This window comes from Pseudoxanthomonas sp. 68-E7, assembly GCF_057773145.1.
In genome coordinates this window covers 31,840-58,778 of sequence record NZ_JBYMTI010000002.1, presented here as the reverse complement: position 1 = coordinate 58,778, position 26,939 = coordinate 31,840, and the positions used below count along the sequence as shown (strand labels likewise).

The 26,939-nt window shown below is 68.3% G+C and carries 23 protein-coding genes; 6 read left to right on the top strand and 17 right to left on the bottom strand.

The window, feature by feature from the left end:
* Nucleotides 1-300: 300 nt before the first annotated feature.
* The 13 genes from AC3DE2_RS04885 to AC3DE2_RS04825 form a co-directional block, all read right to left on the bottom strand.
* Nucleotides 301-1,380: a polysaccharide biosynthesis/export family protein gene (locus tag AC3DE2_RS04885; RefSeq protein WP_295379777.1), complete on the bottom strand. Its 1,080-nt coding sequence runs from the start codon at nt 1,378-1,380 to the stop codon at nt 301-303.
* 155 nt (nt 1,381-1,535) lie between these two features.
* Entirely contained in the window at nt 1,536-2,288 is a 753-nt protein-coding gene (locus AC3DE2_RS04880; RefSeq protein WP_295379775.1) for a YdcF family protein, read from the bottom strand.
* Nucleotides 2,289-2,299: 11 nt separating this feature from the next.
* Nucleotides 2,300-3,358 carry an EpsG family protein gene (locus tag AC3DE2_RS04875; RefSeq protein ID WP_295379772.1) on the bottom strand — a complete coding sequence of 353 codons (1,059 nt, stop codon included), beginning with the start codon at nt 3,356-3,358 and terminating at the stop codon, nt 2,300-2,302.
* Complete coding sequence (locus AC3DE2_RS04870) at nt 3,355-4,197, bottom strand: glycosyltransferase family 2 protein (protein ID WP_295379771.1); 843 nt, start codon at nt 4,195-4,197, stop codon at nt 3,355-3,357. The genes AC3DE2_RS04875 and AC3DE2_RS04870 overlap by 4 nt, the downstream gene beginning before the upstream one ends.
* Nucleotides 4,194-5,342 carry a polysaccharide pyruvyl transferase family protein gene (locus AC3DE2_RS04865; protein ID WP_295379769.1) on the bottom strand — a complete coding sequence of 383 codons (1,149 nt, stop codon included), beginning with the start codon at nt 5,340-5,342 and terminating at the stop codon, nt 4,194-4,196. Before AC3DE2_RS04865 ends, AC3DE2_RS04870 begins: the two co-directional genes overlap by 4 nt.
* Nucleotides 5,342-6,622 carry a lipopolysaccharide biosynthesis protein gene (locus tag AC3DE2_RS04860; RefSeq protein WP_295379767.1) on the bottom strand — a complete coding sequence of 427 codons (1,281 nt, stop codon included), beginning with the start codon at nt 6,620-6,622 and terminating at the stop codon, nt 5,342-5,344. The genes AC3DE2_RS04865 and AC3DE2_RS04860 overlap by 1 nt, the downstream gene beginning before the upstream one ends.
* 17 nt (nt 6,623-6,639) lie before the next feature.
* Complete coding sequence (locus tag AC3DE2_RS04855) at nt 6,640-7,800, bottom strand: glycosyltransferase family 4 protein (RefSeq protein ID WP_295379765.1); 1,161 nt, start codon at nt 7,798-7,800, stop codon at nt 6,640-6,642.
* A 173-nt stretch (nt 7,801-7,973) separates the two neighbouring features.
* On the bottom strand, nt 7,974-9,170 hold the full coding sequence (locus AC3DE2_RS04850) for a right-handed parallel beta-helix repeat-containing protein (RefSeq protein WP_488425284.1): 1,197 nt from the start codon (nt 9,168-9,170) through the stop codon (nt 7,974-7,976).
* Between the two features lie 323 nt (nt 9,171-9,493).
* Nucleotides 9,494-10,585: a right-handed parallel beta-helix repeat-containing protein gene (locus tag AC3DE2_RS04845; RefSeq protein WP_295379761.1), complete on the bottom strand. Its 1,092-nt coding sequence runs from the start codon at nt 10,583-10,585 to the stop codon at nt 9,494-9,496.
* Nucleotides 10,586-10,587: 2 nt separating this feature from the next.
* Nucleotides 10,588-12,003: an asparagine synthase-related protein gene (locus AC3DE2_RS04840; protein ID WP_295379758.1), complete on the bottom strand. Its 1,416-nt coding sequence runs from the start codon at nt 12,001-12,003 to the stop codon at nt 10,588-10,590.
* Between the two features lie 20 nt (nt 12,004-12,023).
* Nucleotides 12,024-14,285 carry a polysaccharide biosynthesis tyrosine autokinase gene (locus AC3DE2_RS04835; protein WP_295379756.1) on the bottom strand — a complete coding sequence of 754 codons (2,262 nt, stop codon included), beginning with the start codon at nt 14,283-14,285 and terminating at the stop codon, nt 12,024-12,026.
* A gap of 43 nt (nt 14,286-14,328) precedes the next feature.
* Complete coding sequence (locus AC3DE2_RS04830) at nt 14,329-16,638, bottom strand: UDP-N-acetylglucosamine 2-epimerase (RefSeq protein WP_295379754.1); 2,310 nt, start codon at nt 16,636-16,638, stop codon at nt 14,329-14,331.
* A gap of 162 nt (nt 16,639-16,800) precedes the next feature.
* Nucleotides 16,801-17,274, bottom strand: a complete 474-nt coding sequence (locus tag AC3DE2_RS04825; protein WP_488425282.1) for a low molecular weight protein-tyrosine-phosphatase — start codon at nt 17,272-17,274, stop codon at nt 16,801-16,803.
* Nucleotides 17,275-17,562: 288 nt separating this feature from the next.
* Here AC3DE2_RS04825 and AC3DE2_RS04820 point away from each other — a divergent pair, with 288 nt between their 5' ends.
* Nucleotides 17,563-17,856: a hypothetical protein gene (locus AC3DE2_RS04820; protein ID WP_488425281.1), complete on the top strand. Its 294-nt coding sequence runs from the start codon at nt 17,563-17,565 to the stop codon at nt 17,854-17,856.
* Nucleotides 17,857-17,961: 105 nt separating this feature from the next.
* On the opposite strand, the gene AC3DE2_RS04815 is transcribed toward AC3DE2_RS04820, so the two are convergent.
* Nucleotides 17,962-18,171: a hypothetical protein gene (locus AC3DE2_RS04815; RefSeq protein ID WP_488425279.1), complete on the bottom strand. Its 210-nt coding sequence runs from the start codon at nt 18,169-18,171 to the stop codon at nt 17,962-17,964.
* Between the two features lie 3 nt (nt 18,172-18,174).
* Nucleotides 18,175-18,786, bottom strand: coding sequence for a ferritin-like domain-containing protein (locus AC3DE2_RS04810; protein WP_295379744.1), 612 nt, complete (start codon nt 18,784-18,786; stop codon nt 18,175-18,177).
* A gap of 216 nt (nt 18,787-19,002) precedes the next feature.
* On the opposite strand from AC3DE2_RS04810, the gene AC3DE2_RS04805 reads away from it, so the two are divergent.
* Nucleotides 19,003-19,299 (top strand): hypothetical protein, encoded by a 297-nt coding sequence (locus AC3DE2_RS04805; protein WP_295379741.1) that lies wholly within the window; start codon nt 19,003-19,005, stop codon nt 19,297-19,299.
* Between the two features lie 349 nt (nt 19,300-19,648).
* The gene (locus tag AC3DE2_RS04800) at nt 19,649-19,978 is read left to right on the top strand and encodes a hypothetical protein (protein WP_295379739.1); all 330 of its coding nucleotides are present in this window, start codon (nt 19,649-19,651) and stop codon (nt 19,976-19,978) included.
* A gap of 21 nt (nt 19,979-19,999) precedes the next feature.
* Here the strand turns inward: AC3DE2_RS04800 and AC3DE2_RS04795 are convergent, their stop codons facing one another.
* Entirely contained in the window at nt 20,000-22,960 is a 2,961-nt protein-coding gene (locus tag AC3DE2_RS04795; protein ID WP_488425278.1) for a bifunctional diguanylate cyclase/phosphodiesterase, read from the bottom strand.
* Between the two features lie 72 nt (nt 22,961-23,032).
* The gene (locus AC3DE2_RS04790; protein ID WP_295379734.1) at nt 23,033-23,533 is read right to left on the bottom strand and encodes an MgtC/SapB family protein; all 501 of its coding nucleotides are present in this window, start codon (nt 23,531-23,533) and stop codon (nt 23,033-23,035) included.
* A gap of 129 nt (nt 23,534-23,662) precedes the next feature.
* Between AC3DE2_RS04790 and otsB the strand changes: the two genes are divergently transcribed.
* From otsB to AC3DE2_RS04775, 3 genes are read left to right on the top strand one after another with little or no spacing between them, the layout of a single operon-like run.
* Nucleotides 23,663-24,427 carry a trehalose-phosphatase gene (gene otsB, locus AC3DE2_RS04785; protein WP_295379732.1) on the top strand — a complete coding sequence of 255 codons (765 nt, stop codon included), beginning with the start codon at nt 23,663-23,665 and terminating at the stop codon, nt 24,425-24,427.
* Nucleotides 24,424-25,884 (top strand): alpha,alpha-trehalose-phosphate synthase (UDP-forming), encoded by a 1,461-nt coding sequence (locus tag AC3DE2_RS04780; RefSeq protein ID WP_488425277.1) that lies wholly within the window; start codon nt 24,424-24,426, stop codon nt 25,882-25,884. Before otsB ends, AC3DE2_RS04780 begins: the two co-directional genes overlap by 4 nt.
* A complete protein-coding gene (locus AC3DE2_RS04775) occupies nt 25,881-26,936 on the top strand; it encodes a glycosyltransferase family 4 protein (protein ID WP_488425276.1) in 1,056 nt (351 codons plus the stop codon). The genes AC3DE2_RS04780 and AC3DE2_RS04775 overlap by 4 nt, the downstream gene beginning before the upstream one ends.
* Nucleotides 26,937-26,939 lie beyond the last annotated feature (3 nt).

The following is a 26,939-nucleotide window of genomic DNA, read 5'->3' as shown; positions in this document are numbered from 1 at the left end:
GACGCGTGGCACCGGCAACCCTCCTTTGACGATACGCCGGCCAGACCGAGATTCAGCAAAGTCCGTTTTCCGCAGTTTCCGGGCTTTTCGACCATCGGTCGCCACAGGAGAACCTCGCCGGACGCCCGCTTCTCGTCCGGTGCGAAGGGGGCCGGTCACGCGTCTGGATGGCCCCCTGGTTCTCCACAGGAGCCTTTCGCAGGGCACATGACAAAGGCGGCGGCCGGAAACGGCCGTCGCCTTTGGTTTGTCCGGGGACCCGCTCCCCGGCCGCGTGATGCGACCGGGGACAGGCGTGCGTCAGTTGCGGTCGAAGTTGTACTGCGCCGACGCGGCGTTGCTGATGATGCCCGACAGCGGCAGCAGCTGGGTCAGGAAGCGGTTCCAGCGGGTGACGCCGGCCGGGCCGACCCAGACCACGTCGCCGGGACGCAGGTGGAAACGATCGCCCAGCGCGAACGCCGCAGGCGAGCTGGCATCCAGGTGATACACGGTGGCCGGCTCGCGCTGCAGATCCTCCATGCCGCGGATCACGTAGACTGCGCTGCCCTTGGCGGTGATCGGATTCAGTCCGCCGGTGCGGCCGAGCGCCTGGGTCAGGCTCATGTCGGTGGTCTTGAAGTTGATTGCCTGCGGGCGCATCACCTCGCCGACCACGTAGACCTCCTTGCGATCGTTGAACGGCAGGTACAGCCGGTCACCGGGCTTGAGGTAGACGTCCGCGGCGACCTTGCCGTCGCGGTTCAGCGCATCCAGGTCCAGCGGATAGTCCTGGCCGTCGCGGGTCAGCACGAAGCCGGCCAGATCGGCTTCCTCCACGTTGATGCGCGCCTTGCCCACCGCCTGCGCCAGGGTCAGCGGCACGGTGGTGAATTCCTGCGGCGATGTATCGACGAATGCGCCCTGCAGCGCCACGCGACCACCATGGCCGACCACGTTGACGTCGATCTGCGGCGAACGCAGGTACTGGCCCAGGCGCGTGGACAGGCTGCTGCGCAGTTCCTCGATGGTCATGCCCTTGACGTTCATCTTGCCGGCATACGGGTAGAAGAACGTGCCGTCCGGCTGCACCAGCCGTCCGTTGGTGACGGCCTGCTGCTGGTTGCCGGCGGGGGTGGTCAGTTCGGGGTGATCCCACACCGTGACCAGGATCGTGTCGCCGGGCTGGATCTGGTAAATCTCGGGCTTGTAGCCGGCGAGCGCGGTCGGCAGCGTGACCGCCTGCCGGGGCGCGGCGACCAGTTCGGGCGTGATCGCGATCATGCGGGCATCGCTGCCCTCGACCGTGCCGTCGGCTGACGCGCTGACGTGGGTCATGCGCTGGCCGGCGCAACCGGCCAACACTGCCGCCAGCAACAACGAAGTGGTTAGGGATTTCACTCGCACACCTCTGTCTGCGGAAAACGATGTGCAACCCCGGCATGGCCGGGTTCGCTCGGTCATGGTGGCAAGCAGTGCGTGAAAAGAACGGCGGCGGGAAGACAATGGCGGATGAACGCGTGTCGCCGATGCGCGCACGCGCGGGGACCGCCTGTTCACAAACGCAGGTGCGCGGCGGTCAGGGCGACGATTTCCTTGAACGCCCGTCCACTCCGCCACAGCGCACGCGGCGACGGCAGCCAGTAACGCCACCAGCGCTTCGGCGCCCTGCCCTCCGGCACCGGCATCGGCATGACCTGCGCACCGGCCTGGCGGAACAACAGCGCCGCGCGCGGCATGTGCAGGGTGGAAGTGACCAGCAGCAGGCGCGGATGCGCGGTGCCGGCCAACGGCAGGCTGTAGCGCGCGTTGTCGCGGGTGTTATGGCTGCGTTCCTCCAGCACCAGCGCCGAACGCGGCACGCCCAGTCGCACGATCGCATCGGCCATCCGGCGCGCCTCGGTGGTATCGCCCTCGCCGCCGCCGCTGAGGATCACGATGGGTGCGCGCCCGGCCTGCCAGGCGCGCGCACCGGCGGCAAGCCGGCTGTAGCGCAGATCCTCCGGACGCACGTCGGGGCGATCCAGCCAGGCGTAGTGGCTGCCGCCGCCCAGCACCACGATGGCGTCGGCCGATGGCAGGAGCGCCGCGTCGCGCACCACCGGGTAGCGGTTTTCCAGCAGCCCGCGCAGGGTGTCGGACGCGAACGGGAACGACCAAAGCGCCGACCAGAACAACGCCGCCATCGCCACGCCCGCACCAAGCCTGCGCCGACGGCACAACCACAGCAGTGCCGCCAGCACCAGCAGCGTGAGTGTCAGCGTGGGTGGATAGGTCAGCGAAACCGCGAAATCCCTGAACATCGACATCGCGCCTCCACTCATATGACGATTCCGCGGCTGACGTAGACGTAGAACACCGCGCACGAGGCCAGCAGGCCGATCCGGATCAGCAACGGATTGCGCAGCGGCGCGATGCGCGCGTGGCACAGCACCGCGGCCAGGATCATCGAGACCGCCAGCCAGGCCGGCAGCAGGTAGCGATTGGAGAAGAAGCCCCAGCCGATGATGAAGAACGGCAGCGACATGACCAGATAGACGGAGGTGCTGTCCATGATGCGCTGGCGCCAGCCGGCCTGGATCAGCGGCGCCAGCAGGTGCGGCAGCAGGTACCAGAAGATGGTGAACACCGCGAAGTCGACCCGCACGCCCGAGCGATACAGCGGATTGGCGGTGTACTCCATCACCACGTCGTAGAAGCCCGGCGTGGCCATGCGCACCGCCAGCATCGACAGTCCGGATACATAGGCCAGGAACGCGCCGGCGGCCAGCACGCGCAGCCAGCGGGTGCTGAGCAGCAGCGCGGGCGCGCATACCAGGTACATCGCGGAGGAAAGGTGCAGGCTGGCCGCTAGCGCGCCGGCCAGGAAGAATCCGCCCCACTGCCGCCGATGGAAGGCCAGCAGCGCCACGAACACCAGTGGCGCCGCCAGCCCTTGCCGGATCGCGTTGATCGAGGCATTGGTGAACATCGGCGAGACGAACAGCAGCAGCAGCGAGGCGCACAGCAGGGTCTGCCAGGTGACCGGCGTTTCCAGGTAGCGCTGATAGCGCCGCACCGCCAGCGCCACCAGCACCAGCAACAGGGCGAACAAGGCGAACTGGTAGCCGGTGACGTCCAGGCCCAGTTGATACAAGGCGTAGCTCAGGTAGACGAAACCCGGCTCCAGCCGGGTCTCCGGCACGCCCTGCACCAGGTTCTCGAAGAAGCCGGCGTAGGTTTCGGTGTCGCTGCCGATGTCGAGCGAGCGCGTACCCACCAGCCAGCAGGCGAACAGTGCCACGCCGACCAGCAGGATCAGGCCCAGCCAGCCGCGCGCCATCGTATCGATCTGGCTGCGCCGGCTGGTCTGCAGATCGCGCGCGAGGACGGTGTTCACGAAGCCACTCCGGTCTGGCGCGAACGCATCGCCAGCAGCAGCCGCCGACGGGTGCGCCGGACGATGCCAACGCCGCGCGCGAACCAGTGTTCGGCCGGGCTGACCAGCCCGCGCCGCAGCAGTTCGTGCCGGACCTCTCGTCCGGCCCGATGCATGGCGTCCAGATCGCCGCTCAGGCCGCCGGCGCCGTAGGTGGGCTTGTGCCAGTACGCCAGCACCTGGTTGAGCTTGGCGCAGCGATAGCCGGAGAAGCCGATCTCCGCCCACAGCAGGAAATCCTCCACCCGCCGGAAGCGTTCGTTGAAACGGAATGGCAGATCCCGGCGCAGGATCACCGAGGCGGTCGGGAAAGGATTGTTGAGCAGGAAGCGGCGCCGGCCGATCGGGATGGTGCGTACCGGCGGGTGCAATGGCAGCGGCCCGGCCCCACGCTCGCGGACCGCCATGCGATGGGCGATCAGGGCCAATCCCGGATCCGCCTCCAGCGCGGCGATCTGCAACGCGATCTTCTGCGGCGCCCAGGTGTCGTCGGCATCGAGGAACGCGAGGTACGGCTGGCGAGCGCGTTCCCAGCCCAGGTTGCGCGCCTGCGACGGGCCGCCGTTGGCGGGCGCGGCGACCACCACCACCCATCCGGGTGGATAGGCGGCGGCGACGCCATGCAGTGCGTCGAGCGTGCCGTCGCCGCTGGCGTCGTCGACCAGGATCACTTCGGCGGGTCGCCGCGTCTGCGCGGCCACCGATGCCACCGAGGCGGCGATCGTATCGGCGCAGCGATAACAGGGAATCACCACGCTGACCGGCGCGGCCGCGGAATCCGGCGAAAGATGCGGGTTCATGCGTATGCGTGCTCCTGCGCCCATGGCGCGCATTTGAATATGTCTTCCGCCCGATCGGCGTATACACCGGGTGAAGAGCACTCCAACCGCCGTTCGGCCAGCAAGGTGGCGACGACATCGCTGAACGGATGGCCCTGCGCGGTGGTGATGCGGCGGCGCTGTGGCAGGCCGATGTCGTCGGCGAAGTCGCGGCACTTGCGGTGGTAGTCGATGATCACGAACGGCACGCCGCACAACCAGGCGACGATCGCCCCGTGCAGCCGCGCGCTGACCATCACGTCGCAACGACCAATCGCGGCCACCATCGCCAACGGATCCGGCTGGGTATAGCGCAGCACCTCTGCCGCCACCCCACCGGCGCGCAGGCGACTGGCCAGTGTCTCGGCCAGGTTGCCGTCGCCGTGCCGGGGATGTTCGTTGAGGCTGAACACATCGACCACCAGCCGGCGCGAGCGCGCTTCGGCCAGGATCGACTCGACGAAGGCGTCCTCCCATGCCCGCATCGCCGGTGCGCCATGCGCGCCGCCCTCGGCATACCGGCACGGCGCCACGCCTACCCGCATCGGCGCCTCCGGCGCCTGCTCCGCGCGCACCGGCATCGCGGCCAGGCGCGGCAGAAGCACCGCCAGATCACAACCGGGATGGGCGCGCGTGGACAGGCCCATGCGCTGGATCCATTCGTACGACCGGCGATCGCGCACGGAGATGTAGCTGAAGCGATCGAGGAAGGAGGCGGAGGCCGCTTCCTGCTGCGGGTTGGCGAACGGGCCGATTGAAACGCCGATCGCCGCCAGCTCCAGGCCGCGCCGGCGCCGTGCCGTCTGCATCATCGGCTTGCGGAAGGATTCGCGCGCGGTGATCACCGAACCGCCGCCCATCACCAGGACATCCGAACCCACCGTGGCGCTGGCGAAGCTGAGCAAGCGGCTGCCCTTGCCCAGCGCGCCCATCGCGCCGTACCAATCGCGGGGATAGAACGCCGGCACGGTGCTGACCCCGGCCATGCCCGCCAATGGCGGGCCGACCAGGCGCGGCGCCGCGTTCCAGTAGCGCTCGGCCGCCCGCGTGCAGATCACGCCGAACAGGTCGTCGCCGAAGTTGCGCATTCCGTAGTAACCGGTGAAGGCGATACGCGGTCTATCCATCAGTCCAGCTCCAGCGCGTCGACCCGACGGGCACCGCGGTACATGAGACCGAGCAGCAAGGCTTCGGCGATGACGGTGGCGATGGCCGCGCCCAGTTCGGCGAACGCGGGAATCAGCGCCAGGTTGAGCAGGACCGCCGCCAGCGCGGCCAGCGCCATCGCGCCGACCCGGTAGCGCATGTGCCCTTCGGTGAGCAGCACCGAACCCACCGCGGTGGACAGGAAACGCAGTGGCACGCACAGCGCCAGCACCTGCAGCAGCGGCACCACGGTGCGATAGCCGGCGCCGAAAATCTGCGGTGCAAGCGCCGCGCCGAACGCCAACGCGACGCCGCCGGCGATGCCGCTGGCCAGCATGGCGATGCCCCCCCAGCGATAGGCCTGGCGGAAGCGGGGCTTGTCGTGGACCGCCCAGCGATGCAGCTTGGACAGCAGGAACTTCTGGTACACGGTGGCCGGGAACAGGTAGATCGCGGTCATCACCGCCAGCGCGATGCCGAAATGGCCCGCCGCCGCATCGCCGGCCAGGTACTTCAACAACACCGTACCGATCTGGAAGAACACCGGGTACAGCACCGCCGCCATGCCGTAGGGCCAGGCCTGCACGCACAGCTCGCGCACCCCGGGAAGCGTCGCGGGCAAGGCCACCTCCTGCTTCGCGCCATGTCCGCGCAGGGTCCAGCGACCCCGCGCCATCGCCCGCCATTGCGGCCACGCGCCGAGGACCGCGAGCACCGCGATGAGGCTGTAGCCCAGCGCCACCATCTCCACCCGCATGCCCGACCAGGCCAGCGCGTAGCCCGCCACCAGCAACCGGCCCAGCGGCATCCATAGTTGCCAGGCGGCCAGCGCGCCGTAGCGTTCCTCCAGCCGCAGCTTGCTTCCAATCTGCTCGACCGCCAGCAATCCCACGACCACCGGCAGGAGCAGCCAGAGCAATTGCCGGGTGCGCGCATCGACCGGGGGGCCCCATTCGGCCCAGGCGGCCACGCCGACCACGGCCAGCGTGGTGCTGGCGGCGATGAAGCGCTCGGAAGCACGACGCCAGCGTTCGGCCTGCCAGCCCTCCGTGCCGAATGCCTTGAGCCGGAACTGGGACAGGCCGAACCCGGCCAGCGGCGCGACCAGGGTGATGGTCGCCAGCGAGGATGCGAACAGGCCGTACTCGGCGGGACCGAAACGGCGCGCGAGCAGCGTCTGCGCCGCGAACACCATCACCGCGCCGACGGCGGTGGCCAACCACAGCAGGGACAGCGCGCTCAGGGCGGGACGCAGCGGCATGGGCAGGATCCTGTGCATCATCCGGCCATCGCTCCCTGCAGCCGCAGCGGCAGCAGTTCGCCATAGACCTCGCAGGTCTTGCGGATCACCACCCGTTCGTCGAAGTCGCTGAGCGCGCGGGCACGGGCGCGCTCGCCCAGTCGCCGCAGCAGGTCGCGGTCATCATCCAGGCGGGCGATCACCTGCGCCAGCGAGGCGGCGCTGCGGGGTTCCACGTGCAGCCCGTCCTCGCCGTCGCGGCTGACCACCTCGCGGCAACCCGGCAGGTTGGTGGTGACCAGCGCGATGCCGCAGGCGCCTGCCTCGATCAGGCTCTTCGGGACGCCTTCCCGGTAATAGCTCGGCAGCGCCATCACGTCGACCGTGCGCAGCAGCGCGGGCATGTCGTCGACATGCCCCAGCCACTCCAGCGTGCCCTGCGCGTGCCAGGCCCGCACTTCCCCGTCGGCCACCGAATGCGGGTTGCCGGTGTCGGGCATGCCGGCGAGCAGGAACCGGATGTCCCTGCCCTGCGCCTTCAATTGCGCGGCGGCGGCGGCGTACTCGTGGATGCCCTTCTCGCGCAGCAGGCGCGCGGCCAGCAACACCCGCAGCGGGCGTCGCGTGGCGCCATCGGGCTCCCGCAGCAGGAACCGGGTGAGGTCCACGCCGGAGCCGCGGATCAGGCGGATGTTGTGCGGTGGCGCCAGGCGCGCATCGGCGAAGGCCTGCGCATCGTCGGGGTTCTGCAGGATCACCCGCGAACGCTCGCCACCCAGCGCGCCGCGCATCAGCAGCGAGACCAGCGGCCGCAGCATCCGCGCCTTGGCGCGATCACTGGAGAACACATAGCCCAGGCCGGTGACCGCGTTGACCACCGCCGGCACCCGCGCCACGCGCGCGGCCAGCGCGCCGTACACCGCGCACTTGAGGGTGAAGCTGTGCAGGAGGTCCGGCTGTTCCTCGCGCAGCAGCTGCACCAACCGCGCCAGGGTGCCGGCCTCGCGCCAGGGATTCAGGCTGGAACGCTGCATCGGCAAGGGCCGCCAGCGGATGCCATGCGTCTGGAAGCGGTCGCCGAAGTCGCCCGGAGGCGACACCATCACCACGTCCATGCCCATCGATCGGAGCTGCAGCGCGGTGGAAAGTCGGAAGTTGTAGAGGTACCAGTCTGTATTCGCGAACAGGATGAACTTCATGCAGGCGCCGTAGGGGAAGCGTCGTGCCGATTCTAGAAAGTCGAGTCCGCAAAACCGTTCACGCGCTCACCACCAAACCGGCGCGTCATGCAACAAACAGGCAATAAAAAGGCGGCCCGGAGGCCGCCTCTGCACGCGCTCGTCATGACGCTGAGCGCCGGCTCACCCGTGGATCATTTGGCGTAGCCGTTGGTGGTCACCCGGATGTCGTAAACGTCGCTGACCCGCGCCACGTGCGCGCCGTTGCCCTTGTTGCCGTCAACGAACCCGGTCATGTAGGTGAGCGGATAAACCGTCTTGTTGACGCCATGCAGGCGGGTGTTGTTGTTGCGCGAAATGTTGCCGCTGTACTGGTAGCTGCGGGTGGCGCTGCCGAACATCATGCCGACCAGGTAGTTGTGGCGGATGGTGTTCTGGGCGATGTAGCCGCTTTCCGGACCGATGGTCAGGATGCCGTGGCCGCCGTTGTACTCGATGGTGCAGCGCTTGATGGTGACGCCCTTGACCCGCTTGTACACCAGGATGCCGTTGCCGGCATTGCCGTGGATGTGGCAGTTCTCGATGTGCACGTTGGAGGTGGTGCGCAGGTCGCCGACGTCGGGTTCGATGTCGATGCCGCAGGCCGGCGCGATGCCGTTGCAGTCGCTGAATTCGCTGTCGTAGACCTTGACCCCGATCGCATGGCCGATGGTCAGGCCCTGGCGACGGTTGCCGGTGCAGACCACGTTGGCGATGACCACGTCGCTGCAGGCGATGGTCGGTGCATTGGTGACCATCGCGCCGCCAATCGAGATGCCGTCGCCCCAGCACTTGGACACATGGATGTCGCGCACGGTGACTTTCGAGGAACCCCGGATCATGATGCCGTGGCCCCATTCACCGGTCGTGCCCAGGTGGGTTTCGCGGTCGCCGATGATCTGGCCGCCGGAAATCTCCACGTTGCTGACCTTGTAGGCCATCAGCACGTAGGCGCGCTCCTTGTCGTTGCGCTTGGCGCGCAGCCGGGCGCCCTCCTGCAACAGCAGGTGCATGTTGCTGCGCAGGCGGACGTTGCGGGTCGGATCGATGACGTAATCGCCCGCCGGCACCACCACCGTGCCGCCGGTGGAGGGCAGCGCATCGATGGCGTACTGGAACGCGGTGGTGTCGTCGGTCGCGCCGTCGCCACGGGCGCCCCAGTCACGCACGCTCAGGGTGGTGCTGCCCCGCACGCGGGCGGGTGGCGAGTAGACCGCCGCCAGCACCTTGGGAACGCCTGTCGCGTAGAGCGCCGCCGGCAGCGCCAGCAGCAAGGATTTGCGCAGAAATTCGCGCCGAGGCGTCCCTGCCTCGCGCACGTCGTGCACGAGTGCATTGTTTTTCACAGCCATGACCCCTGCGGGTCAATTGACCCGTCACTAAAGGAAAACCAAGGAGATGTCGCGGGTACCCGCGACGGTGTGACTATAGGGGTTCCACGCGCGTCGTACAGATGCTGGTTTCGTATCTGTGAGCATGCTCAAAAACCGCGCGCAAAATGATTCAGGTTGAGGGAGGAAACAGCGGGTTTCCTTTACCCGATTCCATGGTCGAGTCCGCTGTTCGCGCGCTTTTTCCAACATGATTCGCCCTGCAGGAACGACGTGAGTCGCGCCCCATCAACCGCAGCGGCGTCGCGACTCACGTCGCTCCTACACAAGGGCTCCACCGATCATCAGCGGCCTGGACGGCTGCTGGCCTCTATGCGGATGCCATCCGCGCCGCGGGCGACGTCCACGTTCATCCAGCCGCGCTCGCCGGCTTCGCGCCTGCGTGCGGCCACCGCGCCGGAGTTGCCGCCGATCCGGTTGTCGCGCAGATGGAAGTCGCGGCTGGCGGCGCGGATCGCGATCCCGCGCAGGCCGTTGCCGCGGATCTCGTTGCCCTCGATGACACCGCCCCGCGCCGCGCGCAGGTGGATGCCGTCGCCGCGGTTGTCGAGGATGCGGCAACGGCGGATGGTGACGTCGTGGACGCGCTCGTACAACTGGATGCCGGCGCCGTGATTGCCCTGGGCCAGGCAGTCCTCGATCACGATGTCGCGCGCGTCGCCCCCCGGATCCGGTTCGATGTCGATGCCGCAACCGGGCAATATCCCGCCGGTATCCACGAACGAACAGCGCCGCACCCGGACCTGGCGGGAACGGCCGATGGTGAGTCCCTGGCGGCGGTTGCCCTGGCAGACCACGTCCTGGATCAGTACGTCGCGGCTGGGCAGTGGCGCGCCCCCCGCCACGCCGGACAGGCCGCCGACGGAAATGCCGTCGCCCCAGCAGCGGGTGATGTGCAGGTCGTGCAGGCGGATCCGCCCGCTGCCGCGCACCATCACCCCGTGGCCCCATTCACCGGTGGTGGCCAGGTGCCGCTCGCGGTCGCCGATGATGCGGCCGCCCGACACTTCGACGTCCTCCACCTGCTGCAGCAGCAGGACATAGGCGCGCGGGGCGGCGTTGCTCATGGCGACCAGCCGGGTGTCGGCCGCCATCGACAGGTGCACGCGGCTGCGCAGTCGCACGCTGCGCAACGGATTGATCAGATAGTTGCCGGCCGGCACGACGACTGTTCCGCCGGCATCCGGCAAGGCGTCGATCGCCGCCTGGAACGCGCGGGTATCGTCCTGGCGGCCGTCGCCGCGGGCGCCGAAGTCGCGCACGTCCAGGCGCGCACCAGCGGGCGCCGACGATTTCGCCAGGCCTGGCCACGCGGTGCCGGCGAGCAGGCCACCCGCCAGCAGGCCGTGCAGGCAGCGGCGTCGATGGCGGTCCACCGTCAGGCCGCTTCCTCGCGTGCGACCGGTGTCGCCGCCGCGCCACGCGCCGCCAGCCACGGCAAGACGATGGCCAGCAGGTAGAACTTGGAGGCGTGGTACTTGTTGTCCAGCCGGCGCCGGTTGCGTTCCAGCCACGGCGCCGCGCCCGGCAACAACTCCGCCAGCGCGCGCGCGTAGTCATGGACCTGGTCGAACCGTTGCGCGGCCAGGCCGCACAGGTCGAAGCGGAAGCTGCCCTTGCGCTGGACGTACGGCAGTTCCGCGAAATGGGTGGCGATATGGCGCCGGATCAGCATCTTGTTGACGCCCGTTTCCGGATCGACCTTCTGCCGCCGCGGCACCTCATGGTGGATCCACTCGCGCAGATCGTAGTCGCAGAACGGATAGGCCGCTTCCAGGCCCAGCGCGTCGGCGGTGTACAGGCCCTTGGCGAAAGCACCCGCCGAACCGGCGATCGACATCGACATGTCGCGCCATTCCCATTCGCTGGTGGCGGTGGCGATCTCTTCCTGGAACAGCGTCATCCGCGCCCGCGATCGACGCGAGATCGGATGCCCGAACAGCGCGTCCACTTCCGCATCGCTGAAGCGCGAGCCCGGGAACACACGTTCGATCGGGGTCATCTGCAGGGTGCCGAGCAGGAAACAGGCCTCGAAGCTGCGGTCCACCCCGGGCAGCGCGGTGAGATCCAGCGGTAGCCGCACGTCGCGCGCCAGCCTGCCCAGGACCTGGTGCTGCCGATCGACCGGAGTGCCGAAGTAGCTGTCGGCACCCAGGCCGTCGATCACGCCGTCGCCGCCGCGCGCACGTACTTCGGTACCGAGGTCGGCGTAAGACAGCAGGGCGAAGTCCGCGGTGAGCAGGGGCATTCGCTCCGCCAGCGCCAGGTAGCGGTCATAGGCACGACCCGGATCGCAGACCAGCGATTCGTGGCGCAGGCCCAGTCGCCGCGCGACCTGGCGGGCGGAATCGACCTCGTTCTCCTCGCGCCCGCCCAGATAGGTGATGCAGGTGGCATCGGGACGGGCGTCGGCCAGGGCGATGGCCAGCGTGGTCGAATCCTTGCCGCCGCTCTGCAGCAGCCAGGGCGAGGCCATCGATGCGCAGGATTTTTCGATCGCCTCGCACAGCTTGCGGTGATAGACGGCGATCCAGTCCTGCGGATGGCTGGCCACCTCGGGCACCTCGCCGGCATTGCGGAACTTGAAGCGGAAGCGCGGCGTGGTGTGCATGTCCTGCTCGGGCGAGAACCCGAACGTGACCAGCTTGATGCCTTCATAGATGGAGTGCGGCGGATAGACGAAGGCATTGCGCAGCAGGTCGGCCACCGACACGGGGTCGATGCGCTGCGCCGGCGCCGCCGCCAGCGGGGAAAAGTCGGGCTTCCCGTAGTACGGGGACATCGTGATCTGCATGGCGCGTCCTTGTGGGGGGATCAGCGGGAACCGGCGGTGCGTGGCGCGGGCAGGTACTCGTAGTAGGTGTAGGCGTACTGCCCTGCCCCGCGCTTCTCGACGCCGTTGAAGATGGCGCCCTTCACCTCGACACCGTTCTGCTCCAGGCGCTGCTTGGCCAGGGCGATCTCGCGCTGCTGGTTCAGGCCCCAGCGCACCACCAGCAGGCAGGTGCCGGCGTGCTGGCCGATCACCGCCGCGTCGGTCACCGCCAGCACCGGCGGGGTATCGATCAGCACGATGTCGTAGTCCTGCGCGACGTCCTTCAGCAACGCGGTGAAGTTCTCGTGCATCAGCAGTTCGGACGGATTGGACGGAATCGCGCCGCGCGAAATGAACGACAGGTTGTCGGCGCCGGCGACCCGGCGCACGGCATCCTCCAGTTCGATCCGGCCCATGATCAGATCGGAAAGTCCGCCCTCCCAGCGCACGCCGACCGCGTCATGCAGCGTGCCGCGACGCATGTCGGCATCGATCAGCAGCACGCGCTGCCCGGTCTGGGCGATGGTCACCGCCAGGTTGGCGCAGACGAAGGTCTTGCCCACGCCCGGGCTGGGCGCGGAAATCATCAGCAGGTTGTTGCGGGTCTTCATCCGGGCGAAGTGCAGGCTGGTGCGCAGCGTGCGCAGCGCCTCCATCGCCAGGTCGGACGGCGCGCTCAGGGCCAGCAGGCGCTGGCGCCGTTCGCGGCGGCGGTTGCCGGTGCGCTGGGTCAGCTCGTGGCCCTTCTCGCTGAAGGGAATCGACGCATACACCGGCAGGCCCAGCAACTCGATGTCCACCGGATCCTCGACCCCGCGGCGGAACAGCTGGCGCATCAGCACGAAGGCGATCATCAGCACCGCGCCCAGCGCGGTGCCGGCGGCCAGCACCGGCAGCGGCTTGGGCCAGGCCGGGCTGTTGAGGTTGACCGCGGCCGGATCGATCACGCGTGCGTTGCCGACCGCGCTGGCGCGGGCGATGTTCAGCTGCTGCGCCTGATCCAGCAGGTTGGCGTAGGTCTGGTTGGTGACTTCTACGTCGCGATTCAGGCGGAACAGGCCCTGCTGGGTATCCGGCAGGTTGTGGATCTTGCCCTGCAGGGCCGCGCGCTCGCCTTCGAACTGGCTGATCTGCTTCTGCAGGGTCTGGTAGGTCGGATGCGAGGGCGTGAAGCGGTTGGCGACCTCGGTCATCTGGATGCGCAGCTGCTGGATGCTCGAATCCAGCGCGATGGTCTGGTCCAGCAGCGCACGGTTCTGCACCGCCACGTCCAGGGTCTGGGTGCGCGACTGGAAATTGCGCAGCGCGGCCTGCGCCTTGTCCAGCTCCTCGCGCACGTTGGGCAGTTGCTCGGTCACGAACTTCAACCGGCTCGCGGCCTCGGCGGAGGTGCGGGCGACGTTCTGGTGCACGTACTCGCGGGTGACCTCGTCCAGCACCGCGCGGGCACGCTCGGGGTCGGCGTTGGCATAGGTCAGCGCGATGACGCCGGAGTTGCGGCCCTGCTCGGTGGCGGTGATGTCCTGTTTCAGCGCCGCCATCACCGTGGACGGATCGCGCCGGGTCACGTCGAAACGCATGCCCGGATTGGCGACCAGCCGCTGTACCTGCATGACGATGCCGCCGGACTGCGCCACCGCGCCGGCGCGGCCGCGCAGCAGCACATCGCCGCCCGAGGAAGCCAGCACGTACTGGCCGTTCTCGCCGGCGATCACTTGCAGGCGCGTGCCGGTCATCCCGCGCGGCACTTCCATCCGGCCGATGTCCAGCACCTCGCCACCCCAGCCATAGCGGTCGAGGCCGAGCCAGGGCGTGGCCAGCGTGCCGGGATGCGACTTCTGGTAGCGACGGGCGATGAAGTCGCCCAGCAACGGCAGCCGCGCCGGCTGCACGTCCACGTCCAGATCCAGCCGGCTCATTGCCTCGCCAATCACCCGGCGCGAAGTCAGCAACTGCACTTCGGTCGCGCCCGGCGAGGTGGAGATCGGGGGCGGGCCCTGCATGGCGGCATTGGGATTCACGCCCGGCGGAATCGCGGGCCGGTTCTCGACCTGGACCACGGCGTTGGCCTCGTAGGTCGGGGTGACGATGGCCAGGTACAGCAGGCTGGCGAGGAAGAACACCGCCGTGCCGAACAGGATCACGCGCTTGTTCTCGTTGAGCGTCGCCACCAGGGTCGGCAGATCGACGTCACCCTCGCGGGGCGCGGGCGTCAGCTCGGGGCCGGGCGGAAACGTTCGGGTGATGAGTTGAGTGGCCATGGGGGAAGTCACCTCGTTGCCAAAGGGAAATCACGCACGCCGATCAGGACGCCTCGCGCACGCCATAGGCGTAGCGGACGTCGTCGGCTTCGCGCGGTTGGGATTCGTGCTTGCCCGCGCGCAGGCGGATCAGCGCGTCCGGAACCTCGTCGCCGGGCAATCCGGCGCGCGGGTCGTTGGTGGTCGCGGTGGCCAGCGACTGGTAGACGGCGGGCTCGCTGAGCAGGGTCAGCACCCGTCCGGCGATGGCCAGCGCGGTGGTACCGATGGCGATGCCGTCGCTGCCCGGCGTATCGCACACCCGCAGGACCGGCTTGCCGGGCAGTTGTCCGGGGAATGTGCTGCCCTGCCCCGCCAGCACCAGTTGCGCGCGCTCCAGCAGGTGCAGCCACGCCAGGTAGTCGGACAGCTCCAGCATGTGCACGTTGTTGAAGGCGTGCAGCGCGCCGGATGCCTCGTTCGCCTCGGCGGCTTCGCGCGGCCAGACGATGTCCACGTCGGGACGGCGTCGGGCGATCATCTCCAATGCCTCGACCAGCGGCGCGGCGTCGGCGCGGTCGGCGGTGCAGGCCACCATCAGCAGCGGGCTGTCCGGGCGCAGGAACGGGAATCGCCAGGCGATCGCGCTGCCCAAGCGCGGTTCGCCGCGCAGGGTGTCCAGGCCGGTGCGCAGGCTTTCGGCGACGATGCCGTCCTGCACCAGCACGCGGTCTTCCGGCACGCCTTCCAGCAGCAGGCGCTGGCCGGCGTCCTCGCTGGCGGCCACGTGCAGTGCCGCCAGCGACTGGACGATGCGGCGGCTGGCCTCGTTGGGCCAGTGCGACGGCGTGGCCACGCTGGCATCGCCGTCCACGCAGACCACCGGTACTTCATCGGCATGCGCGGCCAGGCTCAGGGCGAAGGTGGCCGGACCGTTGCCGGGCACCAGCACCACATCCGGGCGCAACTGATCGAGCAGCTCGCGCACGCCGTTGACCAGCGCGTCGGTGCCATCGTCGCCGGCCAGGCGTTCCTGGGCCTCCAGGCCGAACAGCCGCAGCGCGGCCTCGCCGTCGGTGCCGGGTACCTCGGCCAGGCAGACGCTGGTCTGGAAGCGGCCGTCATCGGCCAGGCGCTGCGCGATCGGCGCCACGCCCATCGCTTCCGGCGTCGCCGCGACCACGCACAGGGCCCGCAGGGGTTCGTTGCCATCGGCGTCCCGGGCCAGCGGGTACGGCTCGTGATCCTCGCTGCTGGCGGGCGCCGACATCGCCCGCGCCGCGTTGCGCGCCGGCACGAACCGCGCCAGCCCGGTGGACGGGCGCCAGCGCCAGCGGAAACCGCGCTTGCGCGTTTCCAGCAGGCGCGGCAGGCCCACGACATACATCACCGTGGCGGCGATGAAGCACGCCAGGTTGAGCAGGTCGGGGGCGGCGCGCAGCACGAAGCCCAGCAGCGCCAGGCCAATGCCGGCGGCAACCATCAGGGCCAGGGTCGTGCGTGCCGAGAAGCCCTCGTCCATCAGCAGGTGATGCAAGTGCTGGCGATCGGCGCCGAATGGCGAACGCCCCACGCGGATGCGCCGGTACATCACCGCCAGCGTATCCATCACCGGCAGCGCCACGCACCACAGCACGTCCACCGGCGCCAGCCGGCCGACCCGCGAATGGCTCAGGTAGATCAGGCTCCAGCCCAGCAGGAAGCCGATCGCCATGCTGCCGGCGTCCCCCATGAAGATCTTGCGCCCGTCCGGCCAGCCCAGGTTGGCGAAGATGTACGGAATCAGGGCGGCGAACAGCACCTGCAGCATCAGCATGGCGCCCACCGCGGTCCAGCCGGCGCGGTCGTACATCAGCACCGAGCCGATGCAGACCAGCGCCACGGAGGCGGCCAGGCCATCGATGCCGTCCAGCATGTTGAAGGCGTTGATCAGCCCGATGACCGCGAAGATGGTCAGCGGGATGCCCCAGATGCCCAGGCGGATGTCGCCCGGCAACAGGCCGCCCAAATTGTCGACGTAGTAGCCGGTGCTCAGGATCACCAGCGCGACGATCGCCGATTCGATCAGCAGCCGCGATTGCACCGTCAGGTGGACCACGTCATCGGCCACGCCCATCGCCACGATCAGTGCGGCGCCCATCATCACGCTCATGACGAAGCGGTCGATGAAGCCCAGGTAGGCCAGTCCCACCAGCAGCCCGATGAAGAAGCAGATGCCGCCAATCAGCGGCACGCGGCCGTTGTGGTGCTTGCGGTCGTCGTCGGGGCGGTCCACCAGGCCGACCCGGCGCGCCCACGGTCGCATCGAGAAGATGGCGAACAATGTCACCGCCAGCGCGATCGCGCTGGCGGCGATGATCCTCGGATGCTCCATCCAGAATTCCTCGTTTGTCCGTGATGGCATCCTGTCCAACCGGTCATCCCTGGCAAAACCACCGTCCCACGTGATACGCGTGTTAGTGGTTCGTTCCGTTGCGAATCTACGGACAGCATCTTGATGAGCGCATGAAAGCGCGACGTGCGCACGGGCAATCGCTCAGCTGTGTGCAGGCACCGCGCACATTCGTGAACTGGCGTTCATCGGCATGCGTTCGCACCACGCGCGTGCGCACGAATCGATGAGTTCGAAGGTGCGGATGAACTCCTCGCGCGGCCGTCCGCAGGGATCGCGTATCTCGCGCATCCCCTTCCACCGCCCCAGCAGGTGCATGCGCGTGCGCAGCGGTGGCGCGATCGCCGCGAGTGCGCGGAGCTGGCGATTCTCCATCGCCAGGATCAGATCCGCCTCGGCCAGCATCTGCAGATCGATCTGGCGCGCGGCATGGTGATCCAATCCCAGACCATTTTCCTTCAACAACTCGGCGGCCATCGGATACACGCCATCACCGATCCGCGCCGCCAGGCCGGCGGATCGTACATGGACGTCGCCGCCCAGCCGCGCGCTCAGGATGGCTTCGGCCATCGGACTTCGGCAGATATTGCCGACGCAGACAATCAGGACCCGGTACATCGCCACTTCGAGGATGAGATGACGCGCAGCCTGCCAGTACGGGCGTGTCGAGCGTGTATGTGGATATTCTTCACGCGCTCGTCAGCGCATCCGCTTTAAGAGGTGGACAGCTGGATGAATGCCCGGGATTCCGGAGTCGCGGTCCCGGCTCATGCGGGATGCCGAAAGTCCTTCCTCACACATTCCAGCGAAAACGTGAATCCGTCGCGCGGACAGCATCCGCAACGAAACCCGGCCCGTCCCCGATTCATCGGGTACTCCCCCATTCCCCCAACCCGAGATCTCCCCATGCCCGTGCTGAGAGTTCGCCTGACCGGAAGTGAAGCCGATGCCGCCACGGTGATCAGCGTGGTGCACGGCGTGGACGGCGTCGAACGGGTGGAGGAAGTGGCGGACCTGATGCCGCACATGGACGACGATGATTCCAGTTCCGCGGGACTGGTCGATGATCAGGGCAGCGGCGGCATTCACGCCCTGGAGATAGAAGTGCCCGGGCCGCGTGCGGGCGACGAGGTCCGCGAACTGATCATCCGCAGCGCGGAGAGCCTGGGCATGGCGGTCGAGTTCGTCGACGAGTTCTGAGCGGCCAAGCCGCAGACGGCGGCGGTACCCGCGGCTTTCACCATGGGGGGCACCGCCGCATCCCGGCGCCAACCGGAATGCGACGGAAGGGTGCCGCGGATGGCCTCAGCGGCGGCGGTCGCCGCGGTCGCCCTGCCCCGGTCTGGCCGGATGCGTCGCGTGGGTCCGGACGTCCCTGGACAGGGAACGGCCCAGATCGTCACTTTCTTCGAAACGGCCACGCTCATCCCGGCGAACCAGGCGTTTGTCGCCATTCGGCGCGATGAGCTCGCGCTTGCCGCCTCCGGCCGGCTTGCGAACGGTACCCATGGTCATCTCCTACATCATCTTGTCGCGCGATTGCTCGGCACGCGCGGCGCCGATTGCGGTTTCGACGTTGCGTTCCTCTTCCGGCGGAGGCAATACCGCGGGCAAGCCAAGCGACTGGATCCACAGTTCACGCGCCCAGCCGCGGGTGTGGTAGAGGTGATGATCCTCTTCCTTTTCCACCTGGTCGTGCGCTGCCTTGAGGATCTTGCCTTCCTGCTTGCCCGCCTTCTCGGCGACCCGGCCGATCAGCTCCCAGTTCTGGTGATCCTTGGTTTCGGCCAGTACCACGCATTCGGCCGCCACCAGTTCCGCCGCCGCGGGATCGGCGCTGGCCATCGCCATCCGGATCGCCTTCACCAGTGAGCGGCCATGATGGGCGACGACTTCGCGACCGGGACTGGCCGCTTCCGGGTCCTTGCCCAGCTGTTCGAACACGTCCAGCAGGATCTGCTCGTGCTGGCGGGTTTCGTCCAGGTACTTCTGCCATTCTTCCTTCAGGTCCTCGTTCTGCGCCGCCTCGATCGCCGCGGTATAGACCTGGATGCCGCCGCGCTCGGTTTCCAGCGCCTGCAGCAGCAGTTCGTTCACCTGGGTCTGGTCGGTCATGGATGAGCGTGCCATCGGATACTCCTTGCCGTCGGGTGGGGAGAAAATCGCGCGGCCAAGCCGCGCTGGTGATGTTCTAGCGTTCCGTGTGCAAACATGCCGTGACAGCCGCGCGCGAATGCGTGCATCACCCCTTAACGGAAACCACCGCGGATGCATACACGCTCTTGCCGGCCTCGGGAGTAGAAGCGACTTTCCCTGTCATCGCGTGCGCGGCACGCAGGAGACCACATGAGTCCGCTTGCGGATTCCCCGTGCTGTTACCTGCCCGAACGCGCGCCGCCGGTGAACGTGCCGCTGGCCATCTACGCCTGTTCCATCGACGACATCACCGGTTGGTTCAACGGCCGCTACGACGGCCGGGCCTGGCATGCCGATTTTCCCGCCGAGGACGATGAAGGCTGGTACGTGCTGGGCTGGCGCCAGCCGCTGGCGCCCCTGGATGACGCCTGCGTGGATTGCAGCGGCTTGACGACGCATCCGCTGGGCCATGAACCGCGCCTGTTGCGTGCCGCGCCCATCAACTGAACTCCCCGAACGGCCCTATTGCGTGATGAACGCGCGCGGCCGTGCCTGCTTGTTAACGAAGCATGGACCGCTCCTGCACCCCAGGTTTCCCCCGCCAGGCGCAGACTTTCCCGCGTGGATACCGGAGAACATCCCGGCCGGCTGCGCATTCAGTGGAAACGACTCTTCGCGAGTCCAGCCTTGACCGGCAGCCCCACAAGGAGAACCGGCCTCAGGCCATCCCGGCCGCGAGGAATGGCGGGTCAACCCTCGTCTGGATCGCCATCCGGTTCTCCGCTTTCCGCTGCACACGTTCTCTTGATGCCCGCACCGCAAAGTGGAGTCCTGCCAAGCCAAGCAGGAGAGGTGCATGGACAAGCGTTCGATCGAAACCCGGCTGGCCGAACTGGAGGTGGCCTGCCGTCGGCTGGAGCCGGCGATGGAGCAGCGTATCCAGCGACAGGACCAGCTCGTGGCGAACATGCTGGAACACTTCGGCAGGCTGCAGGGCCAGTTGGCGGTGATGGGCTACGTGGCCTCCACCGTCATGCAGTCGGTGGATGAACCCGTGCAGACGCGCCTGATCGCCTGCCTGCAGGTGGCCGCGGAGAACTTCCCGCTTGGCCTGCCGCCACACTTCGAGGATGGCTTCCGCGAATCGGCCGAAGCGCTGATACCGGACATCTGGAGCCTGCACTGAACCCGACGGCCCGGCGTCCATTCAGCGGCCCTGGCGCCGCTCCGGGAGTTCCGTCGATGCCAGGTGTTCCAGGGTAAGGGCCAGGTCCATCGGCCGCGCCAGCAGATACCCCTGCACCTGATCGCAGTGGTGGCGATGCAGCCAGTCCAGTTGCGCCTGGGTCTCCACCCCTTCGGCGACCAGGGTCAGGCCCAGGCTGTGCCCGAGCGAGATCATCGCATGGCAGATCGCCGCGCTGCGGTCGTCGTCGGCGACGTTGCGCACGAACGCCTGGTCGATCTTCAGCGCGTCCAGCGGCAACTGGTGCAGGTAGGACATGCTGGAGAAACCCGTTCCGAAGTCGTCCAGCGACGTGCAGATGCCGTGCTTCTGCAAGGTCCGCAGCGTACGCATGGTGCTTTCCGGGCTGTCGAGCAGCATGCTCTCGGTGACTTCGATGTGCAGCGCGCCGCGCGGCAGGCCGAAGCGTTCGTGCAGCCTGATCAGGCGGTCGGCGAAATCCGCGCGGCGCAGTTGCGCCGGCGACACGTTGACCGCGATGGGCAGGTTGCCCCAGCCCGCTTCGACCAGCTTGCGGTGGCAACGCGCCGCCTCTTCCATCACCCAGTCGCCCAGCGCGGGGATCAGGCCGGCGTCCTCGGACAGGGGAATGAACTGCGACGGCGGCACGAAGCTGCCATCGGCCTGCGGCCAGCGCAGCAGCGCCTCCAGGCAGACCGGATAGCGGTCCTGCAGCCGGTAAATGGGCTGGAAGTACAGCATGAAGTCGCGCTGTTCCAGCGAGACGTGGATGCGCCCGATCATGCGCAGGCGTTCACTGGCCGCCTGCGCCATCCGCGCGTCGAAGGTGCAATGGGGAATGCCCTGCGCGCGTGCCACGTGCGCCGCCAGCGCGGCATGGCTGATCGCGTTCTCGAATCCCGCGCCGTCGAAATGGGCGACGCCGACCCAGGCTTCCAGGGTACGCCGCGATCCGCCCTGCTCGACCGGCAGGGTCATCGCGCGGTGCAGCGCATCAACGGCGGCGCCCACGTCCACGTCGGGGCGCAACGCCACCACGAAGGCTTCCGAGGGCACGAACGCGGTCTCGCCCCAGGGATCGGCGAGCGTCTCCAGGCGGTTGGCCAGGGTATCCAGCAATCGGGTCGCCACCGCCTGGCCCAGGCTGTCGGTGACCAGTTCCAGTCCCCGCAGCTGCAGATAGGCCAGTGCGTACGGCCCCTTCGCTTCCGCGGCCAGCCGGGTCTTGAGTCCCGGCAGGTTGAGCAGGCCGGTGGCGGCGTCGTGACTGGCCCGGTAGTTGAGTTCGCGCTCGTAGGCCAGCGTTTCGCTGATGTCCTCGGCCAGCACCAGCCGCGCCGGCCGCCCGTTGTAATTGATGGTTTCGGTACGCACGTGCACGTCGATGACGCTGCCGTCCTTCTTCAGGTGCTTCCACAGCTCGCCCTCCGGCGAGGGCGCCGGTTCGCTCAACGACTGCAGGACATCCACCGAATCGCGCGGCGGACGGATATCCAGCACGGTCATCGCCAGGAATTCCTCGCGGCTGTAGCCGTAGCGCCGGACCGCGGCGTCGTTGACCTCCAGGAATCGCAGTGTCTCCAGGTCGAAAACCCAGAACGGCATCGGGTTGCGCTCGAACAGCAGGCGGTACTGGCGCTCGGTTTCCAGCGCCCGCGCCTGTGCGCTGCGTTCGTTGGTGATGTCCAGCAGGGTGCCGGCCATGCCGGTGACCTCGCCGGCCTGCTCGACCGTGCCGCCCCGGGTCAGCAGCCAGCGCACCTGCCCGTCGGGACGGACCACCCGGTATTCGGCGACGAACGGCTCGCGGCTCTGCCAGGCCTGGGCGAAACGCGCCCGCAGGGGCTCGCGGTCCTCCGGATGCACCAGCGCGTAGAACTCCTCGCTGCAGGCGCTGTTGCGTTCCGGCCCCAGCCCGAAGATTTCCGATACCTGTTCGGACCATTCGACCCGCGGCGGCGAACGATGCACCCTCCAGCTGCCGGTCCGGCCGATGCGCTGGGCCAGCCGCAATCCTTCCGCGGCACGCCCGACTTCGGACAGGAGCCTGTTCTGCGCGCGCGCGGCCTGGCGGATGTGGCGCAACAGGTACAGGAAGCCGGCCCAGTACAACGCGTACACCGCCAGTGAACCGAACAGCAGCAGATACCAGTCGCGCAGGATTTCGCTGCGCCCCAGGCCCGCGCTGACGAACACGCCGTAGTCGTCCAGGTGCATGCGCGAGGTGATCCTGACCACCCCGTCCACGCCGCTCCGCCGGCTCATCACGCTCGCGGCGTAGGGCGGACCGGACGGGAGGATTTCCGGATAGCGATGGCCGATGTAGCGCGCCGCGTCACGGCTGCGCGCCAGCACCGTGCCCGCGTGATCCATCACCGTCACCACGCCGTCCCGGCCGGTATCCAGGCCCGCGAGCAGGCGCTGGATTTCCGCCACCCGCAGCCGGGTCACGATCCAGCGTCCGTCTTCCATCGCCATCAGCAGCGGCAGCACCCATTCGCCGTCCACCTGCTGCAGTGCACCGAACCGCAGTGCGCGCGACGGGGCGGCGCCGGACAGGGGCGGTGGCGGGATCGGCAATCCGCTGCCCCGCGTGATCGCCTGGCCACGTCCATCCACGATGACGATGCTGTGCAGTTCCTGGTGGCGCTGCACCACCCCGGCCACGGCTTCGCCCAGCAGGACGGGTGCCGATTCGGGCACGGTGCGGAAAGCCTGCTGGGCATCGCCGGCGATGCCGGCCATGGCGCGTTCGAGATTGCGCAGTTCAAGCCGCAGCAGGCGTTCGGTGCCTTCGGCCAGCGCCATGCTTTGGCGCTCGGCGGCGTCCAGGCGCAATTGGTGATCCCGGTAGACGAGATAGCCAAGCAGGTACGCGAGCACGAGCGCCAGCACGACGCCCGACCAGGCGACTGAGCGGGTGGAGCGAACTATAGGCAAATCCTTGCGCGTATCCGTCATGGCAACGGTGAGTGGCCAGGCAGCGGAAATGGTCAAACGTCCCCCAGCCCCGGAAGATACCCCCGATGGCGCTCAAGCGGAAGCCCGCGGAGGCGAACCGCCGCCCGGCGGCCGGCGCCGGGCGATCAGGCGTTCGATCCAGGCCAGCAGCACCAGCACCGACAGGGTCGCGGCGGTGACGAGGAAGGCCAGCAGGTTGTAGTCGAAGCCGACCGCCACGCCAATCACCGCGACCATCAGCAGCGAGGCGGCGGTGGTGATGCCCACCACGGTCCCTGCCCCGCGCTGGGCGAAGATGGTTCCGGCGCCGATGAAGGACACGCCCGCGATCACCGCCTCCACCAGGCGGAACGGATCCACCACCAGGGTCGGACTTGCCTCGCGCATGCTCTCGCTCATCACCATGCCGCCGATGCCGACCAGAAAGGCGGCCGCGCCACCGACCAGCATGTGGGTGCGGAATCCGGCGGGCCGGTTCTTGATCTCGCGCTCCACCCCGATGCTGCCGGCCAGCGCCATCGCGTACAGCACCTCCAGCAAAACGTTCAGCTGCCCACCCAGTTCAGATGACATGTCGTCGTTCCGCCACGCTGCGTCGTCGCAGCCTCGCGCGGACGCGGTAAACGAGCCGTGCGCGAAATGTTGCCGATGGATGAAGGTCCATCCACGCGACGCTCACGCCACGATACCTAGGATGAAAACATGGAAAGCGAAAGTACCCTGGCAGCGGAACCACCGCTGATCGAGGATGACTGGGCGCTGTTCCTGGATGTCGACGGTTCGCTCGCCGAACATGCGCCCACGCCGGATGCGGTGCGGATTGACCCCGCGATCAAACAGGCCCTGCCCGTGCTGTCACGCAGATGTGGCGGTGCGTTGGCGCTGGTCAGCGGGCGCACGGTCGCGGCGCTGGATGCGTTGTTCGCGCCGACCGGCATCGCGGTGGCCGCCGGCCTGCACGGGTTGGAACGGCGCACGCCGGGCGGTTGGGAGCCCGCGCCCGCCATGGATGCGGCCTTCCTCGCCCTGGCGGCGGAAGCGGAGGACATCGCCAATCGCTATCCGGGCGCGCTGGTGGAGTGTCGTGGCGGTTGCCTGTTCCTGCATTGGCGCGCGGCGCCGGAAGCGGCAACGGCGCTCGGCGCCTTCGCCGACAGCGTGCGATCGCGGTTGCCGCGGCACCGGCTGCATCCCGGCGCGCATGGCATCGAGATACGGCCACTGGGCATGGACAAGGGCGAAGCCATCGCCGCGTTCATGGCCATCCCGCCGTTCCAGGGCCGGCGGCCCGCCTTCATCGGCGACGACCCGGCCGATGAACCCGGATTCGCGCAGGTCAATGCACTGGGCGGCATCAGCGTACTGGTCGGCGCCAGGCGTCCCACCGTCGCGCGCTACCGGCTGGCGAACCCGGGTGACGTCCGGCGCTGGCTGCTCGACTCATTGAACAACGAGGTAATCGCATGAACATCGATGCACGACCCCGGCCATCGCTTCGCGAACGCGGCGATAGGGGACGTATCGTGCTGGTCTCCAATCGCGTGGCGCTGCCGGGGGAAACCCAGACCGGCGGCCTGGCGGTGGCGCTGGCGGCGGCGATGGACGATGGTCCGGCGCTCTGGCTGGGCTGGAGCGGGCGCATGGCCAGCGACGCGCGGCGACCGCTGGAGTCGGTGCGTGATGGACGCCTGGAGTACGCGCTCCTGGATCTGCCCGCCGATGACTTCGACGCGTACTACCACGGCTTCGCCAATCGCGTGCTCTGGCCGTTGTTCCACTACCGGATCGACCTGGTCGACTACCACCGCGAGCACCACGAGGCCTGGCTGCGGGTGAACCGCCGTTTCGCCGAGGCATTGGCCGGCCAGCTGCGCGCGGACGACACGGTGTGGATCCACGACTACCACCTGATTCCATTGGCGCGCTGCCTGCGCGAGCTCGGGGTGTCCAACCGGATCGGCTTCTTCCTGCATATCCCGATGCCTCCGCCGGACGTGCTGCATGCCCTGCCCGTCCACCGCGATCTGCTGGATGCACTGGCTTGCCACGACCTCACCGGATTCCAGACCCGCACCGATCTCGACAACTATCGCCATGCGCTGCGCCAGCACGGCATCGCCAGCCGTGGCCACAGCGGCGCCTTCCCGATCGGCATCGATGTCGAGGCGCTGGTGTCCCATGCGCGAAGCGAACAGGCGCAGCGAGCCGAGCGCGAACTGCGCGCCAGCCTGTCCGGACGCCGGCTGGCGATCGGCGTGGACCGGCTGGACTATTCGAAGGGCCTGCCGGAACGCTTCCGCGCGTTCGAGCGGCACCTGGAAAGCGGTGCGCCATCGGCGGGCCAGCTGACCTACCTGCAGATCGCGCCGCCCAGCCGCACCCGTGTCCCCGAATACCAGGACGTGCGTCGCGAACTCGAAGGCCTGGCCGGTCATATCAATGGTCGCCATGCCAAGCCGGAATGGACGCCAATCCGCTACATCAACGACAGCTTTCCGCAGCCGGTGCTGGCGGGTTTCCACCGCGCCGCCGCCGTCGGCCTGGTCACGCCGCTGCGCGACGGCATGAACCTGGTCGCCAAGGAATACCTGGCCGCGCAAGCACCACAGGATCCCGGCGTGCTCGTGCTGTCGCGCTTCGCCGGCGCCGCCGAGGAACTGACCGAGGCGCTGATCGTCAACCCGCACGATCTGGATGCGGTCGCCGAAGCCATCGACATCGCCGCGGGCATGCCGCTGCGCGAACGCCAGGACCGCTGGCATGCGTTGATGGCGCGCCTGCGCGGCAACGATGTCGGCCACTGGGCACGCCATTTCCTCGACACCCTGCGCAGCGGCCCGCGGCTTCGCGGCGGCGCGGGCGCCATCACCCCCGCGCCGCCCGGACCACGCGTCGGCGCGCTAGCCGGAGCAACGCCGCAATGAGGATCGCGCAGATTTCCCCCCTGCTGGAAGCGGTGCCACCGCGCCTGTATGGCGGCACGGAACGGGTGGTTTCCTATCTGACCGAGGCACTGGTGGCCGCTGGCCATGAGGTGACGCTGTTCGCTTCCGGCGACTCGCGCACGTCGGCCATCCTCGCACCGGGGCGCGAGTGCGCGATCCGGCTGGACGAGTCGCCGTTGAAGTCACCGGTCGCCGCCCACCTGGCGATGCTGGCCGACGTGGCCCGGCGCGCCGACGAATTCGACATCCTGCACTTCCATATCGACCTGCTTCCGTTCCCGCTGTTCGAATCCCATGCCGCGCATACCGTGAGCACCCTGCACGGACGCCAGGACAAGAAGGACCTGCCGGCCTACTACCGGCGCTGGCCGGAGTTTCCGCTGGTGTCCATTTCCGAGAGCCAGCGCCGGCCGATCCCCTGGGCCAACTGGCTGGGCACGGTCTATCACGGCCTGCCCGAGGACCTGTACGCGCCGGCGCCGGCACCCAGCGGCGACTACCTCGCGTTCCTGGGCCGCGTGTCGCGCGAGAAGCGGCTGGATCGCGCCATCGCGATCGCGCGCCGGGTCGGCCTGCCGCTGCGCATCGCGGCCAAGGTGGATACCCATGACCGGGTGTACTTCCGCGAGACCATCCGTCCGCTGCTCGAACAGGACGGCGTGGAATTCATCGGCGAAATCAGCGACAGCGAGAAACCGGCGTTCCTGGGCAACGCGCGTGCGCTGCTGTTCCCGATCGACTGGCCCGAACCTTTCGGGCTGGTGATGATCGAGGCCATGGCCTGCGGCACGCCGGTGATCGGATGGCGTTGCGGCGCCGTTCCGGAAGTGGTGGAGGAAGGCGTCACCGGCCATATCGTCGACTCGATCGCGACGGCGGTCACGGCGGTGGAACAGGTGGACCGGCTGCCGCGCGCGCGCATCCGCGAGACTTTCGAGCGGCGCTTCTCGGCGACCGCGATGGCGAACGACTACGTCGCGCTGTACCAGACCCTGCTCGCGCGTCCGGATCTGCGCATGGCCAAGGCCTGAAAG